Annotated in this window: 9 protein-coding genes and 2 pseudogenes; 3 read left to right on the forward strand and 8 right to left on the reverse strand. The window is 70.5% G+C overall.

Going from position 1 to position 9,890, the window contains the following annotated elements; all coding sequences use genetic code 11:
• Positions 1 to 80 precede the first annotated feature (80 nt).
• The 4 genes from HYE82_RS07120 to HYE82_RS07135 form a co-directional block, all read right to left on the reverse strand.
• Positions 81 to 1,520, reverse strand: coding sequence for an amino acid permease (locus tag HYE82_RS07120; protein WP_179173074.1), 1,440 nt, complete (start codon positions 1,518 to 1,520; stop codon positions 81 to 83).
• On the reverse strand, positions 1,517 to 2,194 hold the full coding sequence (locus HYE82_RS07125; protein ID WP_179173085.1) for a FadR/GntR family transcriptional regulator: 678 nt from the start codon (positions 2,192 to 2,194) through the stop codon (positions 1,517 to 1,519). Before HYE82_RS07125 ends, HYE82_RS07120 begins: the two co-directional genes overlap by 4 nt.
• Positions 2,195 to 2,280: 86 nt before the next feature.
• Positions 2,281 to 3,570, reverse strand: a complete 1,290-nt coding sequence (locus HYE82_RS07130; protein ID WP_179173075.1) for a hypothetical protein — start codon at positions 3,568 to 3,570, stop codon at positions 2,281 to 2,283.
• Positions 3,571 to 3,822: 252 nt separating this feature from the next.
• Positions 3,823 to 4,053 carry a hypothetical protein gene (locus HYE82_RS07135; protein WP_179173076.1) on the reverse strand — a complete coding sequence of 77 codons (231 nt, stop codon included), beginning with the start codon at positions 4,051 to 4,053 and terminating at the stop codon, positions 3,823 to 3,825.
• 699 nt (positions 4,054 to 4,752) lie between these two features.
• Here HYE82_RS07135 and HYE82_RS07140 point away from each other — a divergent pair.
• Entirely contained in the window at positions 4,753 to 5,694 is a 942-nt protein-coding gene (locus HYE82_RS07140; RefSeq protein ID WP_179173077.1) for a hypothetical protein, read from the forward strand.
• 275 nt (positions 5,695 to 5,969) lie between these two features.
• Here HYE82_RS07140 and HYE82_RS37805 read toward each other — a convergent pair.
• The 4 genes and pseudogenes from HYE82_RS37805 to HYE82_RS07155 all read right to left on the reverse strand — a co-directional run.
• A pseudogene (locus tag HYE82_RS37805) lies at positions 5,970 to 6,112 on the reverse strand (IS701 family transposase); the annotation flags it as partial.
• Positions 6,113 to 6,126: 14 nt separating this feature from the next.
• Positions 6,127 to 7,206: a hypothetical protein gene (locus tag HYE82_RS07150; protein WP_179173078.1), complete on the reverse strand. Its 1,080-nt coding sequence runs from the start codon at positions 7,204 to 7,206 to the stop codon at positions 6,127 to 6,129.
• 363 nt (positions 7,207 to 7,569) lie between these two features.
• Positions 7,570 to 7,813 (reverse strand): annotated as a pseudogene (locus HYE82_RS37810) (cation transporter); the annotation flags it as partial.
• Positions 7,813 to 8,148 (reverse strand): helix-turn-helix transcriptional regulator, encoded by a 336-nt coding sequence (locus HYE82_RS07155; RefSeq protein ID WP_179173079.1) that lies wholly within the window; start codon positions 8,146 to 8,148, stop codon positions 7,813 to 7,815. The gene HYE82_RS07155 and the pseudogene HYE82_RS37810, both read right to left, overlap by 1 nt.
• 77 nt (positions 8,149 to 8,225) lie before the next feature.
• Here HYE82_RS07155 and HYE82_RS07160 point away from each other — a divergent pair, with 77 nt between their 5' ends.
• Positions 8,226 to 8,579, forward strand: a complete 354-nt coding sequence (locus HYE82_RS07160) for a DUF3703 domain-containing protein (RefSeq protein WP_179173086.1) — start codon at positions 8,226 to 8,228, stop codon at positions 8,577 to 8,579.
• Positions 8,580 to 9,094: 515 nt separating this feature from the next.
• Positions 9,095 to 9,784 carry an IS5 family transposase gene (locus tag HYE82_RS07165; RefSeq protein WP_179173080.1) on the forward strand — a complete coding sequence of 230 codons (690 nt, stop codon included), beginning with the start codon at positions 9,095 to 9,097 and terminating at the stop codon, positions 9,782 to 9,784.
• The last annotated feature ends 106 nt before the right edge of the window (positions 9,785 to 9,890 follow it).

Genomic DNA, 9,890 nt, shown 5'->3' on the forward strand with positions numbered 1-9,890 from the left:
TGCTGATTCGCACGGGTGGGGGTGCGGCGGCTTCGGTGACGGTGCACCGACTGCGCGGATCGTTCAGGGGCGTCGTCCGGTCAGCGGCTGCTCTTGGCGGCGGCGCGTGCGAGGCGGCCGCGGATCGCGTACCAGCCGGCCACCAGCGTTCCGGCGATCAGCGGCACGCACAGCACGGTCGTGCGTCCCGCCCCGCCGTCGGCGTACATGAGGACCAGGACGGAGGCGAGGAAGACCAGGGTGATGACCTGGGTCCAGGGGGAGCCGGGGAGGCGGTAGGCGGGGCGGGCGAGTTCGCCGTCGCGGGTCTTCCGCCAGAAGAGCAGGTGGCAGACCATGATCATGCCCCAGGTGGAGAGGATGCCGAGGGCCGCGAGGTTGAGGACGATCTCGAATGCGTCGTCGGGTACCACGAAGTTGAGGCCGACGCCGAGGACGCACACGCCGCTGGTGAGCAGGATGCCGCCGTAGGGCACCTGGGTGCGGCTCATCCGGGCGGTGAAGCGGGGGGCGGACCCGTTGACGGCCATCGAGCGCAGGATGCGGCCGGTGGAGTAGAGGCCGGAGTTGAGTGAGGACATGGCCGCGGTGAGGACGACCAGGTTCATCACGCCGCCGGCAGCGGGCACGCCGATGTGGGAGAGCACGGTCACGAACGGGCTCTGGTCGGCGCTGTAGCCGTTCCACGGCATCAGCATCGACAGGAGGACGACCGAACCGACGTAGAAGAGGCCCACGCGCCACATGATCGAGTTGATCGCCTTGGGCATGATCTTCTCGGGGTTCTCGGTCTCGCCGGCCGTGACGCCGACCAGTTCGACGGAGGCATAGGCGAAGACGACGCCCTGGACGATCAGCAGCATGGGCAGCAGCCCGTTGGGGAAGATCCCGCCGTTGTCGGTGATCAGGGAGGGGCCGGGTACGACGCCGTCGACGGGGTGGCGGGTGACCAGGAGGAAAATCCCGAGGACCATGAAGACCACCAGGGCGCCGACCTTGACGATGGCGAACCAGAACTCCAGTTCTCCGAAGATCCGCACGGAGATGAGGTTCACGGCGAGGACCACGGTCAGGGCTATGAGGGCGATCACCCACTGCGGGACGTCGGAGAACAGGCCCCAGTAGTGGGTGTACACGGCCACGGCTGTGATGTCGGCGATGCCGGTGGTGGCCCAGTTGAGGAAGTACATCCAGCCTGCGGTGTAGGCGCCCTTCTCGCCCAGGAACTCGCGGGCGTAGGACACGAAGGCGCCTGAGGACGGCCGGTACAGGACGAGCTCGCCGAGCGCCCGCACGACGAGGAACGCGAAGATGCCGCAGACGGCGTAGGCGATGAACAGTGAGGGCCCGGCTTCGGCAAGCCGGCCCCCCGCGCCCAGGAAGAGCCCGGTGCCGATGGCACCGCCGATGGCGATCATGTTGACGTGCCGGGGCTGCAACGACTTGCTGTAGCCGTCGTCCCCGGCGTCGACGTGACGGGTGGACGGGTGCTTCTCGTCTTTGAGGAACTGCTCGCTCACGCCTCGGGTCCGCCTTCCGTGGGGATGTTCGTGCGCTTGGGGTGCACGATGTCGGTCAGGGTCGTCTCGACCCTGTGGAGGTGGTGGGACATGGCCTCGACCGCGTCCGGTTCGCAGCCGTCGATCAGCGCCTCGTAGATCGCCCGGTGCTCGCAGTTGGACTGCTCGCGGCGGCCGCCCAGCTCGTTGAGAAAGGTCGACTGGCGCGCCAAGGCGTCGCGGATCTCCTCGATGACCCGGCGGAAGACCGGGTTGCGGGAGGCCTCGGCAACCGCCAGGTGGAAGACGGTGTCGAGGGCCACCCATGCCGTGGTGTCGGTCTCCTGCTCCATCCGGTCGAGCAGATGGGCCAGGTGGTCCAGGTCTTCCGGGGTGCGGCGCAGCGCGGCGTACCCGGCGACCGGGATCTCGACGTGTCGGCGCACCTCGAGCAGGTCGCTCGCGGCGTAGTCGCCGAAGGTCGGGTCCTCGACCGTGTTCGCTACGACGAAGGTTCCCTTGCCCGTCTTCGACACGGTCAGGCCCATGGCCTGCAAGGCCCGGAGCGCCTCGCGCAGAACGGGCCGGCTGACCTCGAGAGTGCGGCACAGCTCGGCTTCAGAGGGGAGCTTGTCCCCGACTGCGTACTCGCCGCGCTCGATGGCGGTGCGCAGGTGGCCGAACACCGCTTCCATCGCGCTCACGCGCCGCGACATCCCCCCACCTGTCTGACTGTCTGACAGGTTCACGCCCTGATCTTGGGGGCAGCCGAGCAGGGCTGTCAAGAGTCGCCGGGCACCCGGCGAGATCGGGCTTCTGCGGCCTGGGTGGCCTGCTCGTCGCCCAGGCGGGCCCGCCAGTCGCCGACGAGGTCCGGGGACGTGGAGGCCAGGCGTGCGATCTCCTCATCGCTGCGCCCGTCGGCCCACGCCAGGATCCGCGTCACGGTGCGGTTCCGTGCGGCGCGGAACTCCCTGAGCACGTTCTCCAGGCGTTCGACCTCCTCGCCTTCGCGGACGAGCTGCCGATCGACGGCCTCCCTTTCCTCGGCGCGCAGGTTCCGCAGGTGGGTGGGCAGTCCCATCAGAGCCAGCCCCTCCTTCTGCGCGGCGCTCTGGAAGCCCTCGGCCAGCAGCGAAAGGACGCAGTCCGGCACGTCGGCGAGGGTGGCTCCGAGGGGTTTGGCCGCCGCCCAGGTATTCCTGCCGGCCTCTGTCGCCTCCAGCCAGGTGCGGGCATCCGTCGGCGTACGGCCACCGCAGGCCCGTGCGCGGTGGGCATACAGGGCGGCACGGTGGCCGTAGAAGGTGAAACCGTGCTCGATCTGCCGGTCGACAGCAAGGCAGACGCGTCCCGGGACGCCGCCGTAGCCCGAGTCGCGCCGGTAGTCTGCATCGGCGTCGAGCTCCGCGTCGGTGGCCCCCGCCCAGGCGGGGTCGCACAGGTCGGCGTTGCTTTCGAGGAAGGCGCCGACTTCGACTCGCCATGCGGGTACGGGGGTCATACGGAGCCTGGGCCAGTCGACCGCTCCGGAAGCCTGGAAGGTGTGGGTGGCGACCCGCTCGATGTCCTCCCAGGCGGTGGCCGCTTCGGCGGACCACTCCGGCTCGCCGTCCGGCCCCGTCCGGTGTATCGAGTCGACGAGCCGCTGAACGGCCGGTAGGACGCGCAGCGCGAGCGCATGCAACTCCGGGGCGGTGAAGAAGCGCCAGGAGCAGCCGTGTTGCTCGTCGTGCGTCATGTGGCTCAGCAGTTGCACCAGGACCCCGGGGGCCGGCAACATGCCGTCGCCCAGCGCCTTGCGCGGGACGCCGGGAAGCTGGCCTTCCACGTGTTCGCGCGGAGCCCGCCAGTCGACGTCCCCGAACCAGACCGCGCCGGTCCACGCGTCGACGGCGAGCCATTGCTGGTATCCCACCCCCGAGCCGTACCGCTGTTCCTGCTGCTCGGCGCCCTTGTCGTGCCAGACGTACTCGGCGGGGGGCGGATTCAGTTCGGCGGCCAAGAAGCCGTCCTCGGGGCGGTAGCCGGTGAGGATGAAGGCCGTTCTTGGGGCTTCGGCAGCGCTCATGAGGGGTTTCCTCTCGGTGGAACAGCAACCTCCGCAACCGTAGTGCGCTTGTCAGCCAATAGTTCAACATTCAGCCATTCGGGCGACTCGACGACCCGGCAGGCCAGCCCACCAGCTCCGGCGGCGCAGGTAGGTCTACGCGCGTTCAGTGCGAGCGTCAGGTTGTCTTGTTTTCATATGCTCGGCATGGGTCTGTGGGCTACCGCCGCTCGTTCTCCCGGCGCGCCCAGTGCAGCATGGCCGGGCCGGCCGTCAGGCGCCGCCTCCGGCCAGCCGCAGCAGCACCGCGACGGGCTGGTCGACACCCTTGCTCATGGTCTTCATCCCGTACGGCTCCTGCTCGTCCTCGCTGAGCACCTCGCGTCCGTCGGGATCGCGGGAGATGTGCACCTCCATGTACGGGGCGGCGTCGTTGCCCTTCGGGATGGCCCACCCCATTGCGGCCCAGACCGGTGCCCCGGTGACGACTTCTTCCGCCACCACTCGAGGTGCCCCTGACCTTCCACGTCCCATGAGTGCTCGATGGATCCCGTGTAGCTGTTGGCGAGCTTGCAGCGGTCGGCGCGGATGAACGACACCGACGCGGGCAGCTCCACCCGGCCCTGCCCGGCGGCCACCGCCACCTCGATGACGGCCTCCTTGAAGAAGTCGTCGCCCGGGTCGAGCCGGGAGCCCGCGTTGGAGATCCGTCCGGCGGCGAGCAGCCGAGGGGCGGCGTTGGAGTCCTCCTGCCGGTGGGCGTCCCAGCCGTCTCCGAGCTCCTGCCGCCACCGGGTGCGCTCCGTCACCTGCGGGCGGAAGGCGGACGGCCACAGCTGCGCCGACCACACGGTGCCGACCACGAAGTCTTGGCGATCTCCGGGAACGGTGGTCGTCTGCGGCAGGGCTTCGATGACCTGGCGGCAGTGAGGAGCGCCAGCCCATGGTTCCTGACCCAGTAAGCGCCGTCCACGGTCCGGGCGTGGGTGTCAGCGGCGGCGGACCCAAGTCGCGGGTGACGAGGGAGCGAGCGGGCCGCTTTTCGGCCACCGGTACCATGTGGCCGGAATACCCGCCCCCGCCCATCGAAAGGGCTGCAGCACTTCCATGCCCGCCCCCTGCACCCCCGCGGCGCCGCCGGAATCCGCCCCGCCGAACCCCTGGTGGCGCACGAACCGCGCCAGGGCCGGAGCCGTTGCTGCGGTGCCGTTGCTCGGTGCCCTGGACGAGCGGCTGGGCGCCGTGGCCCTCGCCGCCGCGCTCGTGGTGCTGTGGCGGGGCAACCCTTGGCCGAAGGCCGGCAAGATCGCGGCCACGGTCGCCGCGATGGCGCTGCTGGGAGCGGTGGTCCCGGACCAGCCCCGGCCGGCAATCGCGGCGCACCCGTCGGCGAAGGACGCGAAACCGGCCAGGACATCCCCCGCGTTCCGCCCGACCCCGCCTGCCGCGCCGACCCGGCCCGCGGAGCGGGTACGCGACTTCCTGGGCGAGCGGCTCGACACGGCGTTCGGACGTTCCCGCAAGTCCGGATACTCCGTCACCTACCACGACGCGTCCAGTCAGGGACGGGCGGTGACGGCCCGGTCCCTGTGGACGGTGTGCTTCCAACAGCCGGAGCCCGGAAGCGTCGTCGTGGAGAAGACGGTCGAGTTCGGCGTCGTCCAAGCCGGCGAGCCTTGCCCTGATCGGGACGGCCACGCTGTGCCCTGGCCGAAGATGCCTGATGTGTCGTGGAAGACCTGGCCCACCGCCCGCGCGGAGGTTGCCGCCGTGGGCGTGCCCGAGCGCCGCATCCGCGCCGAGGCGGCGTACCGCAACGACACCCTGCCCGCCGAAGGCGAGTACGACGACTGGCGCGTCTGCCGCCAGGACCCCGCGAAGGACGCGGAGTTGCGCAACGACGCCTGGGTGAAGCTGTCCCTGTCATCGCCCGAGAACGGCTGTCCGGACCCCGACCGCGGCACGGCCGTGTACCTCCCGGACCGGGACGGCGACGGTGACCCGGACTACCGCGACCCCCACCCAAACGACCGGAACCGCGACACGGTCTTCCCGAACGGCCGTCCCCGCGACACCGGCGGTTCGTCGGACGGCGACTCGGACCGCCATGGCTGGAGCGTCTGCCGACACACCCGTTGGTGCTGACCCGACACGGCACACACCACCCCGCGCCAGTGCCCCTCACCAGCGAGACGTTCACCGGGATGGGGTACTGGCGGAATACCGCCGGCGGGGCGGCCGACCGCCGGATCGGTCAAGAAGCGACAGCAGGGACAAGCAGCCCGTGGGGTGCTTCCTCAGTTCAGACGAAGGTGTAGGGCGGAAACGGGCCGCTGAGCCGGAAAGGAACGCGTCCCCCATCTGTTGGGCGACGCTCGACTCCGTGGTGAGTTGTAGGAGGTCCAGGGCCTGGTAGAGGGTCAGGCCCTGGCAGGGGCTTTCGGGCTGCTCCGCTGTTCGGTCAGAACAGGTGGGCGGCGGTGAGGAGGGTGACGTGCCGGTGCCGGCCGGCGAACGAGCGCCCCTCGAAGTGGTCCAGGCCCAGGACGGTTTTCGGCTTGCGGCCCAGCTCAGCCTTCAGGCCGCCCGCACGCGGGTGCGGGGCTCCGCGGGCGGACCGGCCAGAAGCTGCCATCCGTGTGACGAGTGTTGATGCGGGGTGGGCGCATGCGGTCGGTTGAGGCAGCTGCGGTCACACTCTCTGCGGGTCCGTTCCAACAGGTTGACCATCCGGCGCATCACGGGCACGGGCAGCGCGGGGTTTCCGGCGGCGGCATCGGCGGTCTCCGGGTCCTGCAGCAGCCGGAGCACAACGTCCTGCGGGAGGGCGGGGTTGCGGGCAGCAAAGGCCCACACGGAGGAATCCGGGTCGGCGAGCAGGCGTACCGCGGTCGAGGGAGCGAGCCTGGGGTCCTGCGCCACGTCCTGCCGTACCTCCTCGGCCGCGTCCCGGCTGAACTCCTCCACCAGCTCGGGCGTGGACTGCGGATCGTCCAGGGCAAGTCGGCGCAGCCTCGGGTTCAGGTCGGTGGCGAAGCGGAGAAGCCCGGCGCGAGGGAAGTCGGGATGGGTCCGCGGGCGCCCGGGAAAGCCGGGGCTGCCGTCCCACCAGTGCCAGACCTCCAGGAGCATGTCCGGCGGCGCGTCCTCGCAGGACTCGGCGAGGAAGAGCCGCCGCACAACCCGGTCCTCGTCGCGGGCCAGTCGTTCGACGACGTCCTGCGGCAGGTGCCGGGCGCGGGCGACACTGCTCCGGATATGGGGATGGCTGGAGGCGGCGAGCCGGCGCATGGCCATCGGGTCGTCGTGGAGGTCTGCGACCCAGGGCAGGACCATGGGGCGCCCGTCGCTCGGATCGAATGCGAGGGGTATCGCGGCCCGCTGCTCCTCGGTCACGTCTGCCCGTAGGGCGACGACGTGCCGGATCTGACCGTCCTCGTCCTCGGCGAGCACGACGATGGCCGCCGGGTCCAGACGGGGGTTCTCGGCCAGCCTCTCCCGAACGGCAGGATCCTGGTGCACCGCCAGCCGCACGGCCAGTGGGGGCACCAGGCGACAGGTGCCCAGAGCCCCACCGGCCGTGCCGCCGAGTCGCTCGAAACCGGCTCCGTCCAGGGGGTGGTCCTGGTGGTACCGGAGCCGTGCGGCGGTACGCACGTACTCGTCGGGGTCCGTGAGAAGCCGTTCCCGCAGGAGCGGAGACAGATGAGGCCAGGCTGGGTCGCAGGCCGCGCCCCGGACGGCGGGAACCGGGTCCGAGGCCAGAGAACGGAGCAGAGGGACGGGAAGTCCACGCAGTCCGGCGACCCCGGCCCGAACCAACGGGGACGCGTCGGCGGCGAGCATCTCGCAATGTGCGGCGGACAGCCTTGCGCCCGCCCACACGGCCCTCTCGACGAACAGAGCCCGCCGCGCACCGCTCGTCTCCGCAAGGAGGAGTCGGTTCCAGCGATCCGTGGTCAACTCGTGCCGCGCCTCGACGAGTCGGCTGCGTACCTTCCCGTCCGGGTGGGCGACCGCTGCATCGAGGACGGCGTGGCCGCGGGCGGAGAACTGCCAGGCGACCGCGGCGGCGGACGAGACCTCGATGACGGAGTCGAGGCCGAAGCCGATCAGTGCGGTGGAGGAGGCGAGGGTGCCGGCGGTGAGAGCGACGACCGCCTCGATGACGTTGCACGCGGTGGTCGCGGCGACCAGCAGCCGTATTCGGCGGGCGAGGACGTCACGGGGGGCCGGGCTGCGGCCCGAGGGATATCGCGGTCATCAGCAGCACCCCTTGTCGTCGGCGTCGACGCACGTGCGGTCGGTGGCGACGGCCACGACGGCGTTGCGCAGGTCGTCCAGCGCGTGGCCAAGGCGGGGGTCGGCCAGTTCGTAGCGGGTACGGCGGCCGTCGGGGACGGTGACGACCAGACCGCAGTCGCGCAGGCACGCCAGGTGGTTCGACAGGCGGGTGCGGGAGATTCCCAGGGCGTCGGCGAGGTCGGAGGGGTAGGCCGGGGCCTCGCGCAGCGCGAGCAGCAGACGACAGCGGATCGGTTCGGCCAGCGCCCGGCCGAAGCGGGTCAGGGCGTCAAGGTCGGTCGCGAGGGTCAGCATGGACAAGACGATACACGGATGCTTGAATTCAAGAAATCCTGAACTGCCGGAGGTCTTCCGTGTCCCGCCGCGTCCCCATGCCGCCCCACCTGCTTGAGGCATTCACCGCCGAGATGTCCGCAGCCCGCACGCCTGGGCCGACGGCGGAGCGATGGCGGGCAGCCGAGCGTGCCCACATCCTGTCCCAGCCCTGGCCATGGCCCCACACCCGCACCCATTGGGTGATGCTCCATCTCGCCCTGCGCGACCGCGACCTGCACGAGGCAATCGGCCAGCTGGTGCGCCTGGCCGTGGCCGCTCCCGGCTCGGCGGCCGGGAAGTACCCGGACGGCAACACCGGCCGCACCCGCGCCGGACTCACCACCTCGATGCCAATCCCGGATGACCTCGCCACCCTGCTCCGCGAGGCCGGCGTCACACTGCGCCCGTAGAACCCGCTCCATGCACGCCGCCCGCCGGGAAGCAAGCACCCCGGCGTTCTCACAACCGGGAAACATCGATATCCGGCAGGAACCGGTGTTCCTGCCGGTGAGCGACACTCGTTCCTGGAACTCGCCTACAAGACCACGCATGGTGAACAGGGCCGGCGCGCCTGTCGTCTCCAGCAGCTGCTGCAGGTGGTGCGGCAGCGGCCCGGCCGGGGCGAGGGAGCGGCTTTTGTAGCGAAGCGCCTTGAGTCGCCGCCCCTGCACCGGTGGCGACTCAAGGCCCTTTCAGATCGATCGGCTTGCGGGATGCCAGCTGGCCGTGGCTCCGCCGCATCGTCAGCCGGGGCAGGGCGCCGCTCACTGGCCTCACCTCACAGAGCGGTGCCAGGCCGAAGCCGGTTCCCGCATCCGGTACCGAGGCGAGCTGCCGGTCGATGCCCGCCGCGGCGTCGGCGAGGCGGGCCGGGGCCCGCCTTGAAGTCCGTGAGAAGGGCCGGGTGGAGCGAGGGCACGATCCGATGTCTTTCGACGCGGCCCATCGCTGGTTCACCAAGTGGCGCCGGGACGGCACCTGGGACCGGATCCACTGCCTCTTGCGGCCCGCTGTTCGCTGTCCGGCATCAAATCCCTGTGCCTCTCCGCCCTCACTGCTCTTGATCGACTGGGCGTCGATCACCGCGGCCGACGGCTCGGGATCCGGCCCGGCTTGCTCCCGCACCCGTCGGCGCAACGCGTCGGTAATCGTGGACACGATGGAACTCCCGCTGGTCGTCGCGGTCACCTCGGCTTCCGTCCAGTACCGCGCCGGCGGGCGCGCGGTCCTGGCCCGGCCCGCCGAGGGCTTCCGCACGGTCTCACCGGTCTCGGCGGATGGGGGATACGCCAACTCCGTTGGTTCCAGGCTGCTTTCCTGCGCCCGGGACAGGCTGAACATCGTGGTGGAGATCGTGAAGCGGACCGACGACGTCAAGGGTTTCAAGGTGCTGCCAAGCCGCTGGATCGTGGAACGGATGCTCGGCCGGCTGGTCCGCAACCGCCGCCTGGCCCGCGACTACGAACGGCTCACCGCCACCTCGGAAGCGATGGTCAAGGTGGCGATGATCCGGATGATGCTCGTCCGTCCCGCAGGGCAGTCATCGCGCTGGAGCCATGACGACAGCCGGAAGACCGTCTCCTCCATGACCGTCGAGGACCTTGTCGCGGCGTGATCAACCGGCCACCGACAGGCTCCAAGAGCGGGCTCTGCCAGGGTGGAGGCACGACACGCACCCGTCCGAAAGGCCCGCCGATGCCACGACCCGCCTCCTCCCCCGC

Source organism: Streptomyces sp. BR123 (assembly GCF_013401435.1).
Lineage (GTDB): Bacteria > Actinomycetota > Actinomycetes > Streptomycetales > Streptomycetaceae > Streptomyces.